This is a genomic window from Burkholderia sp. MSMB1072 (assembly GCF_001524725.1).
GTDB lineage: Bacteria > Pseudomonadota > Gammaproteobacteria > Burkholderiales > Burkholderiaceae > Burkholderia.
Genome location: NZ_LOYC01000056.1, coordinates 38,986 through 60,639 on the forward strand (window position 1 = coordinate 38,986; position 21,654 = coordinate 60,639).

Sequence of the window (21,654 nt, forward strand, 5' to 3'; positions counted from 1 at the left end):
CGAGCGAAATGCGTGCCCCAAACTTGCCCCCGGCTTGTAAAAAAGCTTTCTCGGCTTGTGTCGAGACGGGGTTCGAACCCGCGAGAGCCGCGACGCATCGCGCTTTGCGCGATTGGCACGGAAGCTGCATGACGTCCGGTAGAAGACATACCGCGAACCGAACCGTCAGGAGGCTTTCGATGCCCGTCTCGCTTGCGCTGCAGATGCGACAGCATCTGGCACTTACGCCGAGGCTTCAGCAGTCGCTGCGGCTGCTGCAGTTGTCCTCGCTTGAATTTCAACAGGAATTGCGTCAGGCGCTCGACATGAACCCGTTTCTCGAAGACGGCCTGGGCGACGAGGAAACGGCTGCCGGAACGCCCGAGCAGCCGATCGAAGCGGCCGCGCCCGAAGCGGCGCCCGAGCACGACGAAATTCGCCCGCCGGACGGCGAGGTGCCGTTTACCGCGGCGCCCGCGCCGCGCGGCACGAGCCGCCAGGGCGAGGACGGCGACGGCCTGTCGCCCGGCGAATGGATGGCCGCCGAGCCGTCGCTGCATCAGCAACTGCACGATGCGCTCCGGCTCTATCCGCTCAACAAGCGCGATCGCGAAGCCGCGCGTCTCGTGATCGATGCGCTGGACGATGACGGCTACCTGCGTCAGGCGCTTCCCGAACTCCTGGTCGCCGCCGATCCGGCGTGGCTGCTGTCGGAGCAGGATCTCGCGGTCGCGCTGCGGCTCGTGCAGATGCTCGACCGGCCGGGGATCGCCGCCCGTTCGTTGTCCGAATGCCTGGTGTTGCAGCTCGACGCGATTCCGGCCGGCACGCCGGCGCTCGCGGAAGCGAAAGCGATCGCGCGCGAGCATCTGGAGCGGCTCGCGCGCCGCGAGACGGCCGAGATCCAGCGGCGCCTCGGCTGCAACACGCAGACGCTGCATGCTGCCTGCGCGCTGGTGCGCGGGCTCGACCCGCGCCCCGGCAATCACTACGGCAGCACGCGCGGGGATTACGTGGTGCCTGACGTGATCGTGCGCCAGGTGCGCGACGAATGGGTCGTCACGATCAATCCGGCCGTGCTGCCGCGTGCGCGCTTGCACGAGCGCTACGCGACGCTGTTCGCGCAGTCCAGCGGCGAGCGCGATTCGCCGCTCGGCCAGCAGCTGCAGGAGGCGCGCTGGCTGATCCGCAACGTGCAGAAGCGCTTCGACACGATTCAGCGCGTGGGCGAATGCATCGTCGCGCGGCAGCGCGACTTCTTCCGCTACGGCGAGATCGCGATGAAGCCGCTCGTGCTGCGCGACATCGCCGAAGAACTCGACCTGCACGAGTCGACCGTATCGCGCGCCACCGGCAACAAGTACATGGCCACGCCGCACGGTACGTTCGAGTTCAAGCACTTCTTCCCGCGCAAGCTCGAGGCCGCGGGCAAGGGCGTGTGTTCGGCGTCGGCCGCGAAGGTGCTGATCCGCGACATGATCGCGGCCGAGCGGGATACCGATCCGCTGTCCGACGTCGCGCTCGCCGAGAACCTCGCGGGCCGCGGCATTCTTCTTGCGCGCCGCACGGTGACGAAGTATCGCCAGGCGATGAAGATTCCGCCGGCCGACCTGCGGCGTCGCGACGCCGCGTGACGGCCCGATTGTTCCACCCCGCGCGTGCCGCGCGTTGCGTCGGCTCGCGCGCCAACGAGAGGAGCGCAACCATGCCAGCCAAATCCCAGGCCCAGCAGCGTGCCGCGGGAGCCGCGCTGTCGGCCAAGCGCGGCGACGCGAAAATGAAGGATCTCAAGCCGCCGGCGAAATCGATGGCCAGGTCGATGAGCGAGAAAGAGCTCGAGAAAATGGCGTCCACGTCCACGCACGGCAAACCGAAACACAAGCACGATGCGTGAGCGCCGCCGACGTTTAGTGACGACTGCTGTCATCCAGGAGGGTTCCATGCTTCGATACGCCATCATTTTCTTCGTCATCGCGATCATCGCGGCCGTGTTCGGCTTCGGCGGCATCGCCGCCGGCGCGGCCGAGATCGCGAAGATCCTGTTCTACATCTTCGTCGTGATCTTCCTGGTCACGCTGCTTCTGGGCGTCGTGCGACGATGAGCGTGACGCCCGACCGGTCGCAGCGCGTGCAGGAACTCGAGCACGCGTTCGCGATCGGCTTTCCGTCGCAGTCGACCGTCGTCGTGCATGCGGACGACGCATCGGGACGGCTGACGATCCACGTGTCGTGGGTGCGCGTGCCGTCCGACGAGGACGCGCGCGAATGGCGCTGCGCGGTCGACATGCGGTTCGATGCGGACGTGGTCGAGCGCTACGCGTCGCTCGACACGGCCGACCGGCTGCGCGTGCGCACGCAGCTGTGCGACCGCGCGCGGCGCGCGGTGGACGAGCACAAGCCGCGCATCGAGGATGCCGCGATCGAATGCAACGTCGCGCTCGACGTGACGCGCGCCGAATTCGACGCTGCGCTGCGCGCGCCCTGACGCCGCGGCCGGCCCGCGGCCGTTCGCGGTCGTTTCGCGACCGTTTCGCGGCATTGGGGCCGGCGTTTCCTGCCGTCCGCACGCGCGCGCCGCGGCGCGCCGCCGTGCGGCGGTTCCCTAGCGAATCCCACGAGGACCCCTGACGATGACGAATCCCCCATCCGCCGGCCAGACCCCGCCGACGCAACCGCCCGACAGCGCGAAGTCGCGCCAGCTCGAAGAGAACCGCGCGCGGCCCGACGGCGAGGCGTTGCGCACCAACCAGGGCGTGCGGATCGCCGACAACCAGAACACGCTGCGCGGCGGCGCGCGCGGCCCGTCGCTGCTCGAAGACTTCATCATGCGCGAGAAGATCACGCATTTCGATCACGAGCGCATTCCGGAGCGGGTGGTGCATGCGCGCGGTGCGGCCGCTCACGGCGTGTTCCGCGTATACGAGCCGATGGCCGACTACACGAAGGCCGCGTTTCTGCAGGACCCGGCCGCCGAAACGCCGGTATTCGTGCGCTTCTCGACCGTGCAGGGGCCGCGCGGGTCGTCCGACACCGTGCGCGATGTGCGCGGCTTCGCGGTGAAGTTCTATACCGAGGAAGGCAACTACGACCTCGTCGGCAACAACATGCCGGTGTTCTTCATTCAGGACGCGATCAAGTTCCCCGACTTCGTGCACGCGGTGAAGCCGGAAGCGCCGAACGAGATGCCGACCGGCGCGTCGGCGCACGACACGTTCTGGGATTTCGTGTCGCTGGTACCGGAAACCACGCACATGGTGCTGTGGCTGATGTCGGACCGCGCGTTGCCGGCGAGCTATCGCGCGATGGACGGCTTCGGCGTGCACACGTTCCGTTTCGTGAACGCGGCCGGCGTCGAGCGTTTCGTGAAATTCCACTGGCGGCCCGTGAGCGGCGCGTATTCGCTGCTGTGGGACGAGGCGCAGCGAATCGCCGGCCACGACCCGGATTTCAATCGGCGCGACCTGTGGGCGGCGATCGAGCGCGGCGACTATCCGGAGTTCGAGCTCGGCGTGCAGATGATCGATCCGGCCGACGCGGACACATTCGACTTCGACCTGCTGGATGCGACCAAGCTCGTACCGGAAGAAATCGTGCCGGTGCGGCCGATCGGCCGGATGACGCTGAACCGCAACCCCGACAACTTCTTCGCGGAGACCGAGCAGGTCGCGTTTCACCCGGGCCACGTCGTGCCGGGCATCGACTTCACGAACGACCCGCTGTTGCAGGGGCGGCTGTTCTCGTACACCGATACGCAACTGAGCCGGCTCGGCGGCCCGAATTTCCACGAGATCCCGATCAACCGGCCGGTGTGTCCGTTCGCGAACAATCAGCGCGACGCGATGCACCGGCAGACGATCAACGTCGGGCAGGCGTCGTACGAGCCGAACTCGACGAGCGGCGGCTGGCCGCGCGAGACGCCGCCCGCGCCGTCCGGCGGCGGTTTCGAGACCGTGCCCGAGCCGCTCGAAGGCCACAAGGTGCGCGTGCGCAGCGAATCGTTCGCCGACCATTTTTCGCAAGCCGCGCTGTTCTACCAGAGCATGACCGAGATCGAGCAGCGGCATATCCGCGACGCGTATTGCTTCGAACTCGGCAAGGTGACGCAGCCGAAGATTCGCGAGCGCGTGGTCAACGAGATCATCGCGCGCTTCGACGCGGGGCTCGCCGCGCAGGTCGCCGAACGGCTCGGGCTGCCCGCGCCGCAGGCGGCCGCGACGCCGGCCGTCGCGCAGCGTTCGCCCGCGCTGAGCCTGATCGGTCGCGCGAAGCCCGGCATCCGCTCGCGCAAGATCGCGCTGATCGCGACGCCCGGCGTGAATCAGGTGCTCGTCGAGCAGGTGCGCGATGCGCTGCAGGCCGCGCACGCGGTGCCGACGATCGTCGCGCCGACGCTCGCGCCGATCGGCGGCATCGTGCCGGAGGCGACGCTGGCCGGCATGCCGTCGGTGATGTTCGATGCGGTGTTCGTTTGCGGCGGCGACGGCGATGGGCGCGACCTCGCGCACAGCGCCGAAGCCCGCCATTTCGTGCGCGAGGCGTTCAAGCACTTGAAGCCGATCGCGGCCGTCGGGTCAGGGCGGCAATTGCTCAGCGCCGCCCACCTGCCGGATCCGGCCGAAGGCGTGTGCGTCGGGCAGGCGGTCGATCTCGACAAGGTGCTGAACACGTTGTCGGATCACCTGGGCCAGCATCGCGTGTGGGCGCGCGAACAGCAGGCGGCCGAACTGCCGGCATAGGGCCGGCGGCGGCTTGCGCCGTACGGCGCGCCCGCTCCCGGGCGGGCGCGCATCCGGCAAGGAGGAACCACGCATGGCACCGCGGATGATATGGAAAGGTGCGATCAGCTTCGGGCTCGTGCACGTGCCCGTGCAGTTGTTTCCGGCGACGCGTACCGTGAAGCCGTCGTTCCGGATGCTCGACAAGCGCTCGATGGACCCGATCGGCTATCGGCAGATCAACAAGCGCACCGGCAAGGAGGTCGCGCGCGAGGACATCGTGCGCGGCTACGAGTACGAGAAGGAGCGCTACGTCGTGCTCAGCGACGACGAAATCCGCGCGGCGAACCCGGAATCGACGCAGACCGTCGACATCCTGACCTTCGTCGACGAGGACGCCGTGTCGTTCCTCTATCTCGACACGCCGTACTACCTGGTGCCCGACCGCAAGGGCGAGAAGGTCTACGCGCTGCTGCGCGACGCGCTGAAGGACAGCGGCAAGATCGGCATCGCGCTCGTGGTGATGCGCGACCGCCAGCATCTGGGCGCGCTGATTCCGGTCGGGCCGATGCTCGCGCTCGATACGCTGCGCTGGCAGGAGGAACTGCGGCCGCTCGACGAATTGTCGGTGCCGGCCGACGACGCGAAGGGCGCGGGCGTCACCGCGCGCGAACTCGACATGGCGAAGAAGCTGATCGACGACATGTCCGGCAAATGGACGCCCGACGAATATCACGACACGTTCCGCGACGACATTCTCGAACTGGTCGAGCGCAAGGTGCGCGCGGGCAAGATCGAGGAGATCGAGGACCGCCCCGCGCAGACCGGCCGCGCGGCCAGCAACGTGGTCGATCTCACCGAGCTGCTGAAGCGCAGCCTGAAGGGCGGCGCCGGCGCGCGCGCGGCGGACCTGCGTGACGAGCGCGACGAAGCGGAGCGCGACGCGTCGTCGTCGCGGGGCGGCGCGCGCCGCAAGCCGGCGGCGAAAACCACGGCGAAATCCGCATCGAAAGGCGCGGCAACGAAAACCGCGGCGAAGCGAACCGCCGCGAAACGCGGCGCGGCGAGCGACCCTGCGGCGAAGAAGACCGCCGCGCGCCGCAAGCACGCGGCGTGATGCCGATGACGCCGATTCCGACTCCGACTCCGACTCCGACGAGGTGATGCGATGGCCGGCAAGCTCGATCCGTATCGCCGCAAGCGCCATTTCGGCGCGACGCCCGAGCCCGAAGGGGCGCACGGAAAGCGTCGCGCGAAAGCGCAGACGAAAGCGGACACGAAGCCTGCCGCGCGCGCACGCCATCCGTTGCGCTTCGTGATCCAGGAACACCACGCGCGACGGCTGCACTACGATTTCCGGCTCGAGCTCGACGGCACGCTGAAGTCGTGGGCCGTGCCGAAGGGGCCGAGCTTCGATCCCCGGGTGAAGCGGCTCGCCGTGCACGTCGAGGACCATCCGCTCGAATACGCGTCGTTCGAAGGCGAGATTCCGGCCGGGCATTACGGTGCGGGGTCGGTCGTCGTGTGGGACGAAGGCACGTGGACGCCCGATGGCGGCATCGCGCATGCGCGCGAAGGCTATCGGGCCGGCAAGCTGACGTTCCAGCTGGACGGCCGGAAGCTGCACGGCGGCTGGGCGCTCGTGCGCAGCGGGCGGCAGGAAGGGCGCCAGGAGCAGTGGCTGCTGATCAAGGAGCGCGACGACGAAGCACGCGGCGCGGATGAATTCGACGTCGTCGGCGAGCGGCCGGGAAGCGTGCATGACGGTGCGTCCAACGGCGCGGGGCGGCGCCGCGGATCGACCGGCGCGGACGGCGCCGCACGTGACGCGCGACACGAAAGCCCGCGCCCCACCGAACCGTCGCAAGTCGAAGGCGCGGTGCGTGCACCGCTGCCCGAGCGCGTCGCGCCGCAACTCGCGACACTGGTCGACGCGCCGCCGACGCAGGGCTGTTGGAGTTACGAACTGAAGTTCGACGGCTATCGGATCCTGGCGCGTATCGCAGGCAAGGGCGCACGCCGGCGCGTCACGTTGATGACGCGCGAAGGCCGGGACTGGACCGCGAAGCTGCGCGCGCAGCGCGACGCGCTCGCGGCGCTCGACGTCGACGACGCATGGCTCGACGGCGAGGCCGTCGTGCTCGGCGAAAACGGCCTGCCCGATTTCCAGGCGTTGCAGAACGCGTTCGGCACCGGAAAGGCGGACGCGATCGTTTTCTTCGTGTTCGATCTGCCTTATCTCGACGGATACGACCTGCGCGACGCGCCGCTCACGGCCCGTCGCGCGCTGCTCGAACCGCTGCTCGCGAACAGCGATCCGGCGCGCGTGCGTTTTTCACCCGATCTCGGCGAGGACATCGCGTCGCTGATCGCGAGCGCCTGCGACACCGGCCTCGAAGGGCTGATCGGCAAGCGTGCGGACTCGCGCTATCGCGCCGGCCGTTCGCCTGCCTGGATCAAGCTCAAATGCCGGCGCCGGCAGGAGTTCGTGATCGGCGGCTTCACGGAGCCGTCGGGCAGCCGGCACGGCTTCGGCGCGCTGCTGCTCGGCGTGCACGAACCGGCGCCGGCCGGCAAACGGCGGCGCGGGGCCGGGCCGCTGCGCTACGTCGGCCGCGTCGGCACCGGCTTCGACGCGCGGATGCTCGATCGTCTCGCCGCGATCCTGCGCCGGCACGAACGCGACACGATGCCGTTCGATGCGCCGCCGCGCGAACGCACGCGCACGCGCGTGCACTGGGTCGAGCCGAGCCTCGTCGCCGAATGCGAATTCGCGGAATGGACCGGCGACGGCATCGTGCGGCAGGCCGCGTTCATCGCGCTGCGCGAGGACAAGCCGGCGGCACAGATCGTCCGCGAGATGCCGAAACACCTGGAAACGGAGGAGGCGATGGATCAGCGTTCGACCACGCAGGACAAGCCGCGGCGGCCGTCGCGCACCGATCGTCACGCGAGCGCGGGTAACGCGCGCGGCACGCGGGCCGATGCCGATGCCGACACGCTCGGTCGCGTGCGCATCACGCATCCCGAGCGCGTGCTCGACCCGCAAAGCGGCACGCGCAAGATCGATCTCGCGCGGTACTGGCAATGGGTCGCGCCGTGGCTGCTGCCCGACCTGAAAGGCCGGCCCGTCTCGCTCGTGCGCGCACCGGGCGACATCGCCGGCGAGCTGTTCTTCCAGAAGCACGCGGAGCGCCGCGAGATTCCGTTCGTCACGCAGCACGAAGGGCTCGACCCGGGCCATGGGCCGCTGCTGTCGATCGATAGCGTCGATGCGCTGCTTGGCGCGGCGCAGATGGGCACGGTCGAGCTGCACACGTGGAACGCGCATGCGTCGAACATCGAGCGGCCCGACCGCATCGTGTTCGACCTCGATCCGGACCCGGCGCTGCCGTGGCGCACGATGATCGACGCCGCGCAACTCGTGCGCGGGCTGCTCGACGAGCTCGGGCTCGTGTCGTTCTGCAAGACCAGCGGCGGCAAGGGGCTGCACGTCGTCGTGCCGCTCGCGCGGCATGCGGGCTGGGACGACGTGAAGGACTTTTCGCGCGCGGTCGCGCAGCACGTCGCCGGTACGCTGCCTGACCGTTTCACCGCGACGATGGGGCCGCGCCATCGGCGCGGCAAGATCTTCATCGACTACCTGCGCAACGGGCGCGGCGCGAGCACGATCGCTGCGTATTCGGTGCGCGCGCGCCCCGGCATGGGCGTGTCGGTGCCGCTCGACTGGGACGAGGTGCCCGACACGACGGGCGGCGCGCAATGGACGATCGACACGCTGCACGAACGCCTGGACACGTTGAAGCGCGATCCGTGGGACGGCTACGCAAAGGCGCGCCAGCGCATCACCGCGGCGATGCGCTCGCGGCTCGGCGCCGACGCATGACCGTCAGCGCCGATGCTGGAGCCGGTAATACCAGTTCATCAGCGGAGTAGCGGAAATCCCGTGCGCGACCACCGACGCGGATACGACGGCCAGCACCGGCGCCGCGAGCGGGCGCACGACCTCGGACGGCCCATGCTCGAGCGCGAACAGCAGGTAGTAGAACGACCCGATCCCGCGGATGCCGAACCACGCCATCAGCCGCCGCTGCGCATGGGTCGCACGCGAGCCGGCAAGCGTGACCAGCACCGCGAGCGGGCGCACCGCGACGAACAGCACGGCGGCCAGCGTGGCGGCGCCCCACGTGATCAGCGGGCCGGGTAGCGTCGAGAGCACGCTGCCGATCATCGTCATCACGATCGCTTCGGCGATCCGTTCGAGCTCGATCGTGAAGCCGAGCACCGATTCGGCCATGAACGCATGCGCTTTGTCCGGATGCTTTTCGGTGGCGACGACGTCTTCCGAATCGATCTGGCCGATCACTTCGCGCGGCGGGCGGTCGCCGCTCGCGCGATGCTCGACGCGCCGCATCGCGACGCCGGCGGCGAACGTCGCGATGAAGCCGAACGTATGCGCGAGCTGCGCGGCGCCGAACGACAGCACGATCAGCGCCAGCGCGAAGAAGCCTTCGAGGCCGAGCGCCTGCGCGTGGCGCGTGCGCAGCCAGCCGATCGTCTTCGTCGTGACCCAGCCGAGCCCGCCGCCGATCGCGGCCGCGCCCGCGATGCCCCACAGCGCGACGAGCGCGAACGTGCCCGACAGCGGCGGGATGCCGTGCGTCGCGCCGGGTACGCCGCACAGCGCGAGCCCCGCGAGCGCGAACGGCAGCGCGATGCCGTCGTTCATCCCGCCTTCGCCGGACAACGCGAAGCGCACCAGGTCGCGATCGCCCGGATCGTGCACCTGCACGTCGTGCGCGAGCACCGGATCGGTCGGCGCGAGGATCGCCGCGAGCAGCAGCGCCGGGCCCCAGCCAAGACCCAGCGCGAGCACCGTGCACGCCGCGAGCAGCGGCACCGTGACGATCATCGCGAGCAGCCCGAGCCGGCACGGCACGAGCCACAGCTTGTCGGACAGCGGCACGCGCAACCGCAGCCCGATCGCGAACAGCGACACGAGCAGCGCGACTTCGACGATCTCGCGCAGCAGGCGGCCGTCGCGTTCGAGGTCGAGGTGCAGCAGGCCGGCACCGGCCGGGCCGAGCGCGATGCCGAGCACCAGGTAAATCATGGCGGAGCTGCAGGGAAGGTGGCGCAGCGCGGATGTCACCACGCCCATGCCCAACAGCACCGCCCCGATGATCAGGTACCAGAGGGTTTCGTGCATGCGTGTGATCGCGGCAGGTCGGTACGGGCGGCGCGCCGATCGTCAGGGCTTGCGGCCGAACGCCTCGCGCAATTTTTTCTTCGCGCGTTCGAGCGTCGTGCGGCGCGTCTTGGGGAGGTTGCGGCCCGCGCGGTTCACGTAGAAGTTCAGCATCGACATCGCCGACTGGAACGGCGACGCCTTGCGGCGGCGGCTGTGTTCGGCCGAGCGCTTCAGCGACGCGGCGATCGCGGCTGGATCGTCGGATTTGAAAATGTCGGGCTCGATGTCGAGCGCATCGCTTTTTTGCGTGACTTCGCCGGACCAGCGCTTGCGGTGGGCCGGGTCGGCGCTGCGCGCGCGGCCCGGGCGGCGTGTGTGGCGCTTGCCGTGCGAGTGGGAAGCAGAAGCGGAAGGCATAAGGCAGGGCTCCGTATGGGGTCGCAGGACGGGCATGCAGGGAGAGGCGACGCAAACCGCGTGCCGCGTCGCAAACGCTGCCCGCGACGGCATGGGCCTTGCTGAAGGATCGGAGCAGGAATATCCATCACGCGATCATCCATAGGGAGAAAACGCCATGAAGTCAGCATTCGAATCGAAGTTTGTCGCGCGGCGCGTGCTGGCCTGCGCGGCTGTCGCGCTCGTCGCGGCCGCGCCGGCCGCGTGGGCGCAGAACTCGCAGCGCTCGGACGAGGGCACCGGCGCGCCGAATCCGTCGATGGACATGTCGACGCCGGGCGCCAACGGCAATACGGCCGCGCCGCCGCCGCCCGCGGGCACGCAGCGGCATGGCGCGAAGCACGGGATGCGCTCGCATGGCACATCGGCCCGTCACACGAAGCCGGGCGGCGGCCCGAACGGCGCGGGCGAGGGCGGCAGCGGCGCCACGGGCGGCGGTGTCGGCGGCGGCTCGGGTGGGGCCGGCGGTGCGGGCGGCTCCGGCGGGACGGGTGCCGGCGGTATGGGTACCGGCGGCGGCGGTTCGGCGGGCTCGACGGGCTCGGGCGGCGGCGGGGCTGCCGGCGGCGGGTCCAGCGGTTATTGACGGTGTCGTGCCGGCGCGGCCGGCACGGCGCGATGGCGGCGCGGTTCCCGGGATGGGCACGCCGCCACCACGCAGGAGGACATCATGCAATCGAATTCCCGAATTTCCCTGGCGCACGACGAGCTCGACGACGATGCAGTCGACACGGACGATCTCGACACGACGGTCCACGTGGACGTCGAGACGGGCCGGGTCATGTTCCATGCGGCGTGGGCGAATGCCGTCGAGGCGCCGCCGGAGGCGGCCCGACATTCGGTCGTGCTCGCGCTCGAATGCTCGACGATGGAACGCTACGCGGATCTCGACGACGGCGCGCGCATGCGCGTGCACGCGATGCTGCACGATGCCGTGCAGCAGACGCTCGATCAATTGCCCGATACCGACGAGAACCTGACGCTGACGATCGAGTTGACCGACGCCATGCTCGATGCGGCACGCCATCTGCAGTAATCGCGCCGGATCGACGCACGACGTCGCGTTACATCACGTTGAAAACTTTGCAGCAGGGCCGGTGTTTGTCACAGGCCGACCGGCCTCGGGGGCCTGTCGATCCGATTGCGGGTCGTTCCCCGACGGATGCCGGAGGGCGCACGGGTGTGCCGCGACAGGCGGCCGGAACGGCGATTGCTGCATGACGGCACGGCACGACGTGTGCCGCCTTATCCCACTCCACGGAGGCATTTCATGAGCGGCAGGCTGGATCAATGCAAGGTAGCGATTCTCGCGGTCGACGGCTTCGAGGAAGCCGAGCTCGTCGAACCGCAGCGCGCGCTCGCGGCCGAAGGCGCGCAGGTGGACGTGATTTCGCAGAAGCGCGGCGAGATCCAGGGTTTCAGGCACGTCGACAAGGGCGAGCGCGTGAAGGTCGATCGCACGTTCGACGATGCGCGCGAAGGCGACTACGACGCGGTCGTGCTGCCGGGCGGCGTCGTGAACGGCGATGCGATCCGGATGCTGCCGGCCGCGCGCGAATTCGTGACGGCGGCCGTCGGCGCCGGCAAGCCGGTCGCGGCGATCTGCCACGGCGGCTGGCTGCTCGTGTCGGCCGGGCTCGTGGAGGGCAAGACGATGACGAGCTGGCCGAGCCTGCAGGACGATATCCGCCATGCGGGCGGCAAGTGGGTGGACGAGGAAGTCGTGCGCGACGGCAACCTGATCACGAGCCGCAAGCCGGCCGACCTGCCCGCGTTCAACGGCGCGCTGGTCGAGCGCCTCGCGTCGCGGGGGGCATGAGCCGATGCCGGCCGATTCCGCCCGCCCCGTGACGCTCGCCGACGAACCGCCCACGTTCGACGGCGCGGCGCTGCAGTTGCGCTTCGTCGTCGACGTCGCCGGCGTGCCGCAGACCTGCGCGATCACCGTCGAGGCGCTGGAAGATCATTTCGGCGCGCAGTCCGCGCTGGAAGCCGACCTGCGCGACGCGTTCGAGCGTGGCCGCACGCGTATCGAAGCCGCGTGCGCGGACGTGCTGGCGAGCGGCGACCACGACGTGGTGCTGCATAGCGGGTATTTCCGTGCGCCGGCCAAGCGCGGACGGGCGGGGGCGTTTCGCCAGCGGCAATCGTGACGGGATCGCGTTTGCCGGAGCGTTCCTTCCGCCACCTTCACTCGCTCGCCCTTACATGCCGTTGAAAACTTTGCAGCGGCCCGAACGCGCCGTCCGGTGCCATATCGCGCGGCGTGCGCACGGCACGGACACCGCTCGCACGCCGCCGATTGGCACGATCCCTGCATGCTCGTCACGTCGCCGGCGCGCGCTTCGCGTCGGCTGCCGATGCGACGCCGGTGTCGCGTCGCGCGTCGCCGCCAACGGGGAAACGAGCATGCTGACCGCCCACGAATTTGCCGCGCTGTTCCTGGTGCACCACGCGCCGGAACAGATCCAGATCGACCGCGACGACGTCGTCGCACTCGTCGAGCAACAACTGATCGTGCTGCAGCGCGACGACGCATCGGGCGCGCGCCGGCCCGCATTGACGGCCGACGGACTGTCGGTCCTGCGGTGCGTGCAGCGTCACGACGCCGACGAATCCCGTGCGATCGACGTTGGCGACGCGTGACGCACCGGGCGCGCGCGGCGGCATTCACCGCGCGATCGCGACGGACGCATTGACCTGCACGACAGGCGGCTGGCCTTCGAACGGCGGCGCGTGCAGGAAGCGGTCGATCACGCCGGGCTCGAACAGCAGGCAGTAGGTCGAGCCGCCGAACTGGAAATAGCCGATCTCGTCGCCCTTGTCGACGCGCTGGCCTGGCACGACCTCGATCACGCACGACGACACGTCGCCCATCCCGACGAACACGGCCGCCACGGTGCCGATGCCGGGATCGTCGCTCGCGATCGCGACCACCGCGCGCGCGGCGACGGCCGTCATGTAGCCCTGCGAGTCGTTGAGCCCGGCCGGGTCCGGGCCTTCCGCTTCGGCGACCGAGTAATACGTGCCGTCCACCCGATACGCGTGCGTGACGACGCCGCGCACCGGCGCATGCCAGCGGTGGTAGTTGTACGCACTGAGGTAGGCCTGGTAGACGTCGCCGCCGACGAAGCGCTCGGCGAGCGGCAGCCATGCGGGCGTGAACAGGTCGCGCAGCGAATACGGCTGCGCCTTGATCCAGAACGTGTCGCGCAGCTTGACGTTGGTTTCGGTGTGATAGGGCGCGGCTTCGCACGCGCTGACGATCACGTGCGGATCGTCGGGCGCCGCAACGGGCCGCGCACCGTCGCGAAAGCGGCGCGTGAAGAAATCGTTCCACGAATCGAAGCCCCAGTGCGGCTGGTCTTCGCGATACTGGAACTGCGAGAGCCCCAGACGCTTGCGTGCGGCGTCGCAGAACCAGCCGTCGGGCGCCGACGTGTCGAGATGCGCGCGCGAATGCGGGCCGCCGAGGAAGTCGCACCAGACGTTCAGCACGCGTTTCAACTGCGCATTGACGGCCGCGTCGCGAAACACCGCATGGCCCGACGGCATGCACATCGGCCAGTCGAAGAACGCGTTCAACGGGCACACGATCAGGCTTTCCTCGCTGAACGGCGGCGTGTAGGTCATCAGATGGTCGAGCACGGTCATCAGCTCGCCGATCGACGCATAGCCGAGCCGGTACCCCGCTTCCCGCGCTTCGTCGATCGCGCGGCTCAGGCTCATGCGCAACACGGCGTTGTCGTCGAACAGCCGCGCGAGTGCCTGTACGGCCGGCGTGCGCAGCCGGTCGCCGGCCTGCGCGTGCGCTTCGCTCGCGATTTTTTCGCGGAACGCGGCCATGTGCGATTCCTCGGTGGTCATCCATCCGCCGAGGCGGCGGCGTGTGGCGGGCGGCGTGTTGCGATTCGTCGGCATCGTCACCTCCGGAACGGTTGCGGTCGAACCGGGATAGCAAGACGCTTGCCCGGCGGGCGGCACCGAAATTGCGGCGTTCGAGCGACCGGTTCCTTCGATGATTCAATTCAGGGAGAAGAAATGGCTACAGATTCGAACGCACGACAGACGAACGACGCAGCGACGGACGAACCCGGCCGCAACGGACAGCGGACCGTGACGCCGACGCGCTCGCGAGCACGCACGCGAGCGGTGGTGTCGCGCGACGGCGCGCGGCGAGCCGAGCGCGGTCACGACGGCGGGAACGGGCCGGTGACGCCGAGCCGTGAAGAAGACGAGGGGAGGAAGCCGCTGTGGGAGGACGACAGCGGGACGATGCCGCCGGAAGAATGGTCGTGAGATGCCGACGTCCATCGTGTGCGGCACAAAATCGCTTACGAGCGGGCGTTTCGATTGAAATTCGATTACGCGTGCACAAAATCGATTATGTATCGCTCGTTTTGCACAAAATCGATTTCGGTGACGCAGGGCTGGCACCTATTCGGCGTCGGCCTCACTTTCCACGCCGCGCCGCAACGAGCACCGCAACGGGTAACTCGGCCAGGTAGCGATCGAGCGCCAGTGCACCGTCCGGCGTATCGATCGCTTGCTCCGCATTCAGCCAGTCGACCCACGGCCCTTCCACCCCGCGCGGCAGCACGACCGCCGTATCGCCCCATTCCCGAGGCGCCACACGCGGCAACCCCGGCGCTTCGCCCAGCAACCGGCACGCGAGCCGCGTCGCGACCACCACCACGGTGGCCGCGTCGTCGCAGCGCGCGAACGCCACCGCATGCCGCCCGAGCGCGCCGCGCACGCGCAGCGGAACGTACGCGCCGTCCGCGAACGTCGCCGGCCACCGCGCACGCAGCGCCAGCATCCGCTCGATCAGCGCGCGCTTCACGCGCGCATCGGCCCACGTCGGCAGATACGGCGCGACCGGTCCGTCGACCGGCTGCGCCGCCAGCGTCGCGAACGGCACGTCGCGCCGGTTGTCCGGATCGACGAGCGAGTGATCCCATGACTCGGTACCTTGATACAGATCGGGCACGCCGGGCGACGCGATCCGCAGCGCGGTTTGCGTCAGGCTGTTGACGACGCCTGCCGGCGCGATCCGCGCGACGAACGCGTGCAGCCGATGCGGAAAATCGCCGGCGCCGCGCGGCGTCAGGATCGCGCGAACGAACGCTTCGCAGCCGCGCTCGTAATCCGGCTCGGGCGCGAGCCAGTCGGTGTATTGCTTCGCTTCGCGCAGCGCCTTCGTCTGCCATTGCACGACGCGCGTCGCGAGCGCGGCGAGCCCCGCCGCATCGTCGGGCGCGAGCGTCGGCGGCCAGCAGCCGACCAGCGTCTGGTACAGCATCGCCTCGGCGGCCGGCCCGGGCGTCCACGCGAGGTCGCGGTGCGCGCCGCCGCGATGCGGCAGGTTCAGCGTCGACCAGTCGAGCGACACCGCGCGCCACGCATCGGGCGCTTCGCTCAGCACCGCGAGCCGCGCACGCGCGTCCTCGCCGCGCTTGTGGTCGTGCGTGGCCGTCGCGACGAGCCCGTGCGGCACGGTGCGCGCGCGGCGCCGGTTGCGCGCATGGAAGGCGCCGCGCGACAGGCTGAAGTCGCCGGCGTCGGCGCCGACCTCGTTGCGCGACAGCAGCCGGCCATAGCGATAGTTGGCCGTATCCTCCACGCCCTTCGCGGCCAGCGGCGCGGTGAGCTGCGCGAACGCGACACGCGCCGCGGCCAGCGCGTCGGGGTTCGCGCGCGGCACGCGCACGACCGGCAGGCCGAGCCACGCGGCGACGCGTTCGAGCGCGAACCGGTCGGCCGGATCGACCGCCGCGTACGCACCGTCGTACGCATGCGCGAGGACGCGACGGTCGGCCTCGGCGAGTTCGTCGCCCGGCGCCGGATACATCCGGTACACGGGGAGCCGCACCGCGAGCTCGCCGAGCACGCGCTGGATCGCGATTCGACTGACGTCGCGCGTCGCAGGCGATGCGCGCGCGATCCCGTGCAGCAACCGCGCGACCCGCGCATGCTCGACGGCGAGCTGGCGCATCAGCACGCGCCGCTTGCCGTCGAGGGCTTCCTGCGCGAACGTGCGTGCGGAACCCGATACGGCCGCCCAGTGCGCGGCGAGCGGTTCGGCGCCCGCCGGGTCGTGCAGCAGCGCGCCGACGTCGTTCATGAAGTCGTAGCCGGTGGTGCCGTCGACGGCCCAGTCGGTGCGCAGCGCCTCGCCGGGCGCGAGGATCTTCTCGACGACGACGTAGGGTCGCGCGTCGCGCTGCGCGGCGAGCCGCGCGTGCAGCCGGCGGCAATACGCGCCGGGGTTGGCGAGGCCGTCGACGTGATCGACGCGCACGCCGTCGACGAGCCCAGCCGCATGGAGGCGCAGCGGCAGCGCATGCACGGCGTCGAACACCGCGTCATCGTCGACCCGCACGGCCGCGAGCGTCGCGATGTCGAAGAAGCGCCGCCAGTTCAGTTCGTCGGCGGCCGTGCGCCACCATGCGAGCCGGTAGTGCTGACGTTCGAGCAGCCGGTGCAGGCACGCGCGCGAGCGCGCGCGGCGCGGGTCGGCGCCGCGCAATATCGCGTCGAACGCGTGCGGGCCGTGCGTGCTTGCATGGTCGCGCAGCGCCGCATGGGCGGCGGCGAGCCGCGCGCTGTCGCGTGCCGGCGCGGCGTCGAAGCGCTCGGCGAGCGCGTTCAGGTCCGCGCGGTTCGCGATGCGCAGGATCTCCGCGTAGGTGGCGACGGCGACCGGCAGCTGCCGTCCCGGGCACGCGATGGTGAAGCGGCCCGTGGCCGGATCGGCACGCAGCGTGATGTCGCCGGCCGCGAGCGCCTCGCCGTACGGCGCGCCGAGGCACGGCAGCAGCACCTTGCCGTCGAGCGCCGGGTCGGGCGGGTGCCAGTCGATGTCGAAGGTGCGCGCGTACGGGCTCGCCGGTCCCCATTCGAGCACGTCGTTCCACCAGCCGTTCGACGAGCCGCCGACGCCCATGTGGTTCGGCACGATGTCGACGATGATGCCGAGGCCGCGCGCGCGCAGCGCGTCGACGAGCCGCATGAAGCCGGCTTCGCCGCCGAGTTCCGCGCCGAGCGCGCCGTAGTCGACGGTGTCGTAGCCATGCAGCGAGCCGGGTTCGGCCGTCGACACCGGCGACAGGTACAGGTGGCTGACGCCGAGCCGCGCGAAGTAGTCGACGTGCGCGGCCGCGTCGTCGAACGTGAAGCCCGCATGCAGCTGCAGTCGCAGCGTCGCGCGCGGGATCATGGGCCGTGCCTCGGCGCGCGGCGCGCGTGCACGACCGCGGCGATGCGGGCGCGCACGTCGGCGTCGAACAGCGTGTCGATCGTGCGCGGCAGCCGCTGCCGCCAGTTCGGATGGCCGCACGGCGGCCCCGGCAGATTCGGCTGCGCGTCGAGCGCCAGCAGATCCTCGAGCGGCAGCAGCGCGAGCGGCGACGGGCCGCTCGCGACGTATCGGAGGATCGCGGTCACCGGCGGCATGTCGGCAGGCGGCATCGCGGCGCCGGCCGGCACGCACCCGGCCTCCTGCAGCGCGCGCCACAGCGCCGTGCGCTCGCCGGCGCGTTCCGCGTGCGCGGCGGGCAGCTCGGCAGGCGGCGCCGGCGGAGGCGTCGGGTTGCCGGGTTCGGGGCGCTGCACGGTGTCGTGTCCGAACGCCATGCTTTGCACGATCTCGTCCGAATCGTGCGCGCTCGCGTCGTCCGGCGCCGGGGCGGCGACGTCGCGCGGCGGCGTGGCGTCGTGTCGTTTCGCGGCTTCGGCGTCGGCTGCGATGCGCCGCCATCCGAGATCGACGCCGCGCCACCAGCCGGCCACGGTCGGCAAATCGTGCGTCGAGGTCGTCGCGATCGCATCGCGATCCCACGCGGACGGTGGCCGGAACGCGCCATTCGCCTCGCGCTCGAACCACAGCACGCGCATGCCCGCGACACCTTGCGCGCCGAGCCGTTCGCGCAATCCGGCCGGCACGGTGCCAAGATCCTCGCCGATCGCGATCGCGCGATGGCGGGCCGCCTCGAGCGCGACGAGCCGCACCAGATCGTCGAGCGGGTAGCGCAGGTACGCGCCGCTGCGCGGCGAGCCGCCGTCCGGCACGATCCACATCCGCGCGAAGCCGAGCACGTGATCGATACGGATGCCGCCCGCATGCGCGAACGCGGCGCGCAGCAGCTCGATGAACGGCACGAAGCCGTCCGCGCGCAGCGCCTCGGGCGACCACGTCGTCACGCCCCACGCCTGGCCGGCCGCGTTGAACAGGTCGGGCGGCGCGCCGAGCGACACGCCGCGCAGCAGCGTCGTGCCGTGCGCCCACGCGTCGCTCCCGGCGCGATCCGAGCCGACCGCGAGATCGGCGATCAGCCCGGTCGCCATGCCCGCGCCGCGCGCCGCGTGCTGCGCGTCGCCGAGCGCGCGCGACGCGCACCATTGCAGGAACGTGTGGAATGCGATCGTGTCGGCATGCGCGTGCGCGAACGCGTCGACTTCCGCCGATCCCGGCATGCGCCATGGCGCGGGCCACTGCCGCCAGTCCGCGCCGATCCCGTGCTCGATGCAGAACGCCTGCAGCGCATCGAAGCGCGCATGCGCGTCGAGCGCCGCGCCGCCCGCCGCGCGAAAACGCTGGTACGTGTCGCGCGACGGGTCGTCGCTGGCGCGCCACGCGTCGAAGCACGCACGCAGGCGGCGCAGCCTTATCGGCAGCACGCGGGGCCAGTCGATCAGCGCGGTGTCGGCCGTGGTCGCGGATGCGCGGGACGCGGCATCGGCGCCCGGCACCGCGTTGCAGTCGAGATACGCGACGTTGTGCCAGCGTCGCGACGACGGCGAATACGGGCTGTCGTGCGCGGGGAGCGCCGGGTAGCCGGCGTGCGTCGGGCTGATCGCCACTGCCTGCGCGCCGTGGCGCGCCGCCTGCGCGGCCAGCCGCGCGAGCGCCGTGTAGTCGCCCGCGCCGTCGTCGCCGGCGCGGCGCAGGCTGTAGAGCTGCGCCGCGATGCCCCAGCGTCTCGCGTCGTGCCTGCGTGCGAACGCGTCGAACGGCTGCGCGCGCGGCGGAGCGATCGCCAGGCCGATGCGCTGCTCGCCGACGTCGAGCGCGTGATAGCCGGGCATCGCGAGCGGCGGCAGCGTGCCGTGTTCGCCTGCGTCGCCCACGCGCCCGTCCACGTGCCCGCCGGTTTCGAGCGAGATCCGGAAGCGCGCGCCCGGCGACGCGACGGTCGCGGGCAGCGTCAGCGGCAGGCCGGCGTCGCCGGTCACGACGCGCGGCGGCGTCGCGTTCGCGTCGGCGAGCGCCGCCGCGCTGTCGACCCGCTGGATCGCGGTGCCGCACGGCCAGCCGAGCGCGTCGACGAGCGCGACGAGCGCGTCGTCGTCCACGCGCCGCGCGACGCCGCCCGCGTCGGTCCAGTCGGGCTCCAGCCCGGCCGCACGGGCGAGCGCGGCGATCGGGACGTCGGTCGTCATGATGGGCTCCGTCCGTTCGCGCGATGCTGCCGCGCATCCTGGTTGACCGCGCCGTCGCGCCACACGATGCACGCGCGCGGCGGCAATTGCCGGCCCGGCAGCCGGTCGCGTGCGCGCGGCGGCGTTTCGAACACGATCTTGCCGACCGGTAGCGCGGGCAGCGTCGCGTCGTGCGAGCCGAGGTTCAGCGCGATCGTCAGCGTGCTGGCGTCGCCGAGGCGCCAGCGCGCGACGAGCGCCTGCGGGTCGCCGTCGCCCGCGAGCAGGTCGACGCCGAGCGACTGCGCACCGGCCAGGTGCGGCGTCACGAGCGCCGCGCGCACGGCCAGCGCGCTGCGGTAGAACCGCCGCCACGCGGCCGCGTCGGGCCATGACTCGTCGGGCGGATGGTGCGACGACGAACGCACGAACGTGGCGATGTCGTTCGGGTCGGGAATCGCGTCGCGATGCGCGGCGTCGGCGAACGCGGGAAACGCGGCGAATTCGCGGCGCCGGCCGTCGCGCACCGCGTCGGCGAGCGCGCCGCGATAGTCGGTGAAGAACTGGAACGGCTGCGTGCTGCCGTCTTCCTCGCCCATGAACAGCAGCGGAATCGAGGGCGCGAGCAGCATCAGCGCGGTCGCCGCGCGTACCGCGTCGTCGTTCGCGAGTGCACGCAGCCGTTCGCCGAACGCACGATTGCCGATCTGGTCGTGGTTCTGCAGGAACGCGACGAACGCGGTCGGCGGCAAATGCGCGCTCGGCTCGCCGCGTGCGGCGCCGTCGTGCAGCGGCGACGGCTCGCCCTGGTACGCGAAGCCTTCGCCGAGCGTGCGCGCGAAATGGCGCAGCGGCGCGTCGGCGTAGGCGCGGTAGTAGCCGTCGCGCTCGCCGGTCAGCAGCACGTGCGCGCTGTTGTGGAAGTCGTCGTTCCATTGCGCGTCGAAGCCGCCGGGGCCGAGCAGGCTCGCGGTATTGCGCTCGTTCTCCAGCACGAGATGCACGTTGCGCGCATCGCCCGCGTACGCGCGCACGCGGCGCGCGAGTTCGCGCAGCCACGCGTCGTCGTCGATCGCGTGCGCGGCGTCGATGCGCAACCCGTCGAAACGGTATTCGTCGAGCCAGTACAGCGCGTTGTCGATGAAGAACGCGCTCGTCTGCGGGCGGGAGAAGTCGATCGCCGGCCCCCACGCGGTCTGCCGGTCCGCGCGGAAGAACTCGGGCGCGTAGCGCGGCAGCAGGTTGCCTTCGGGGCCGAAGTGGTTGTACACGACGTCGAGGAACACCTGCAGTCCGAGCCCGTGCGCGGTGTCGACCAGCGATTTCAGCTCCTCGGGCCGCCCGTACGACGCATCGGGCGCGAACGGCAGCACGCCGTCGTAGCCCCAGTTGCGCGCGCCGGGGAATGCATTGACGGGCATCAGCTCGATCGCGGTCGCGCCGAGTTCGGCGATCGACGGCAGCCGCCGCTCGACGGCCGCGTAGCCGCCGCATGCGCCGACGTGCAGCTCGTACAGCACCGTCTCGTGCCACGGGCGGCCGCGCCACCCGTCGTGGCGCCAGCGGTATGCGGCCGGATCGACGACCTGGCTCGGGCCCAGCACGTCGTAGGGCTGAAAGCGCGACGCGGGATCGGCTACCGCGAGCGCGTCGTCGAGCAGATAGCGATACAGCGTGCCGGGGCCGCACGGCGCGACCGTCTCGAACCAGCCGTCGCCGGCCGGCGTCATCGGAATCGCGCGGCCGCCTTCGTCCTGCAGCTCGACGGCGGCCGTGCGGCTCGCGGGCGCCCACAGCCGGAAGCGCGTGCGCTCGGCATCGACGCAGGTCGCGCCGAACGACGATTCGAATGCATGCGTGCCGGTGGGGCGCGCGGAACGGGTGGTCATGGCG

The 21,654-nt window shown here is 70.7% G+C and carries 19 protein-coding genes; 13 read left to right on the top strand and 6 right to left on the bottom strand.

Going from position 1 to position 21,654, the window contains the following annotated elements; all coding sequences use genetic code 11:
• Positions 1 to 179 precede the first annotated feature (179 nt).
• The 7 genes from rpoN (at position 180) to ligD (ending at position 8,580) form a co-directional block, all read left to right on the top strand.
• Positions 180 to 1,613: an RNA polymerase factor sigma-54 gene (rpoN, locus tag WS89_RS25055; RefSeq protein WP_059794159.1), complete on the top strand. Its 1,434-nt coding sequence runs from the start codon at positions 180 to 182 to the stop codon at positions 1,611 to 1,613.
• A gap of 71 nt (positions 1,614 to 1,684) precedes the next feature.
• Positions 1,685 to 1,873, top strand: coding sequence for a DUF3008 family protein (locus WS89_RS25060; protein WP_059503021.1), 189 nt, complete (start codon positions 1,685 to 1,687; stop codon positions 1,871 to 1,873).
• A gap of 46 nt (positions 1,874 to 1,919) precedes the next feature.
• Positions 1,920 to 2,081 (top strand): DUF1328 family protein, encoded by a 162-nt coding sequence (locus WS89_RS33170; protein WP_006498332.1) that lies wholly within the window; start codon positions 1,920 to 1,922, stop codon positions 2,079 to 2,081.
• Positions 2,078 to 2,464 carry a DUF3022 domain-containing protein gene (locus tag WS89_RS25065; RefSeq protein ID WP_059502843.1) on the top strand — a complete coding sequence of 129 codons (387 nt, stop codon included), beginning with the start codon at positions 2,078 to 2,080 and terminating at the stop codon, positions 2,462 to 2,464. The genes WS89_RS33170 and WS89_RS25065 overlap by 4 nt, the downstream gene beginning before the upstream one ends.
• Before the next feature lie 145 nt (positions 2,465 to 2,609).
• On the top strand, positions 2,610 to 4,715 hold the full coding sequence (katE, locus tag WS89_RS25070) for a catalase HPII (protein WP_059794161.1): 2,106 nt from the start codon (positions 2,610 to 2,612) through the stop codon (positions 4,713 to 4,715).
• Positions 4,716 to 4,788: 73 nt separating this feature from the next.
• Entirely contained in the window at positions 4,789 to 5,811 is a 1,023-nt protein-coding gene (gene ku, locus WS89_RS25075; RefSeq protein ID WP_059502839.1) for a non-homologous end joining protein Ku, read from the top strand.
• Positions 5,812 to 5,862: 51 nt separating this feature from the next.
• Positions 5,863 to 8,580 carry a DNA ligase D gene (gene ligD / locus WS89_RS25080; RefSeq protein ID WP_059794163.1) on the top strand — a complete coding sequence of 906 codons (2,718 nt, stop codon included), beginning with the start codon at positions 5,863 to 5,865 and terminating at the stop codon, positions 8,578 to 8,580.
• A gap of 3 nt (positions 8,581 to 8,583) precedes the next feature.
• Here the strand turns inward: ligD and WS89_RS25085 are convergent, their stop codons facing one another.
• Both WS89_RS25085 and WS89_RS25090 read right to left on the bottom strand, forming a co-directional pair.
• Entirely contained in the window at positions 8,584 to 9,903 is a 1,320-nt protein-coding gene (locus WS89_RS25085; RefSeq protein ID WP_059794165.1) for a cation:proton antiporter, read from the bottom strand.
• A gap of 42 nt (positions 9,904 to 9,945) precedes the next feature.
• Positions 9,946 to 10,302 (bottom strand): DUF3175 domain-containing protein, encoded by a 357-nt coding sequence (locus WS89_RS25090; RefSeq protein WP_059502833.1) that lies wholly within the window; start codon positions 10,300 to 10,302, stop codon positions 9,946 to 9,948.
• A gap of 157 nt (positions 10,303 to 10,459) precedes the next feature.
• Here WS89_RS25090 and WS89_RS25095 point away from each other — a divergent pair, with 157 nt between their 5' ends.
• The 5 genes from WS89_RS25095 (at position 10,460) to WS89_RS25115 (ending at position 12,987) form a co-directional block, all read left to right on the top strand.
• Entirely contained in the window at positions 10,460 to 10,927 is a 468-nt protein-coding gene (locus WS89_RS25095) for a hypothetical protein (protein WP_059794168.1), read from the top strand.
• A gap of 84 nt (positions 10,928 to 11,011) precedes the next feature.
• Positions 11,012 to 11,377 (top strand): DUF3022 domain-containing protein, encoded by a 366-nt coding sequence (locus tag WS89_RS25100; RefSeq protein WP_059502830.1) that lies wholly within the window; start codon positions 11,012 to 11,014, stop codon positions 11,375 to 11,377.
• Between the two features lie 234 nt (positions 11,378 to 11,611).
• Positions 11,612 to 12,160 carry a type 1 glutamine amidotransferase domain-containing protein gene (locus WS89_RS25105; RefSeq protein WP_059502828.1) on the top strand — a complete coding sequence of 183 codons (549 nt, stop codon included), beginning with the start codon at positions 11,612 to 11,614 and terminating at the stop codon, positions 12,158 to 12,160.
• Positions 12,161 to 12,164: 4 nt separating this feature from the next.
• A complete protein-coding gene (locus WS89_RS25110) occupies positions 12,165 to 12,494 on the top strand; it encodes a DUF1488 domain-containing protein (protein ID WP_059794170.1) in 330 nt (109 codons plus the stop codon).
• Between the two features lie 256 nt (positions 12,495 to 12,750).
• The gene (locus WS89_RS25115; protein WP_059500521.1) at positions 12,751 to 12,987 is read left to right on the top strand and encodes a hypothetical protein; all 237 of its coding nucleotides are present in this window, start codon (positions 12,751 to 12,753) and stop codon (positions 12,985 to 12,987) included.
• Positions 12,988 to 13,011: 24 nt separating this feature from the next.
• On the opposite strand, the gene WS89_RS25120 is transcribed toward WS89_RS25115, so the two are convergent.
• Positions 13,012 to 14,262 carry a phosphatidylserine decarboxylase family protein gene (locus WS89_RS25120; protein ID WP_059794172.1) on the bottom strand — a complete coding sequence of 417 codons (1,251 nt, stop codon included), beginning with the start codon at positions 14,260 to 14,262 and terminating at the stop codon, positions 13,012 to 13,014.
• 120 nt (positions 14,263 to 14,382) lie between these two features.
• Between WS89_RS25120 and WS89_RS34305 the strand changes: the two genes are divergently transcribed.
• Positions 14,383 to 14,640, top strand: coding sequence for a hypothetical protein (locus WS89_RS34305; protein WP_059794174.1), 258 nt, complete (start codon positions 14,383 to 14,385; stop codon positions 14,638 to 14,640).
• Between the two features lie 154 nt (positions 14,641 to 14,794).
• Here the strand turns inward: WS89_RS34305 and treY are convergent, their stop codons facing one another.
• The 3 genes from treY to treZ are packed head-to-tail and all read right to left on the bottom strand — an operon-like array spanning position 14,795 to position 21,650.
• On the bottom strand, positions 14,795 to 17,560 hold the full coding sequence (gene treY, locus WS89_RS25130; protein ID WP_059794177.1) for a malto-oligosyltrehalose synthase: 2,766 nt from the start codon (positions 17,558 to 17,560) through the stop codon (positions 14,795 to 14,797).
• Complete coding sequence (gene malQ, locus WS89_RS25135) at positions 17,557 to 19,782, bottom strand: 4-alpha-glucanotransferase (RefSeq protein WP_059794179.1); 2,226 nt, start codon at positions 19,780 to 19,782, stop codon at positions 17,557 to 17,559. Before malQ ends, treY begins: the two co-directional genes overlap by 4 nt.
• Positions 19,779 to 21,650 carry a malto-oligosyltrehalose trehalohydrolase gene (treZ, locus tag WS89_RS25140; RefSeq protein WP_059794181.1) on the bottom strand — a complete coding sequence of 624 codons (1,872 nt, stop codon included), beginning with the start codon at positions 21,648 to 21,650 and terminating at the stop codon, positions 19,779 to 19,781. The genes malQ and treZ overlap by 4 nt, the downstream gene beginning before the upstream one ends.
• Between the last annotated feature and the right edge of the window lie 4 nt (positions 21,651 to 21,654).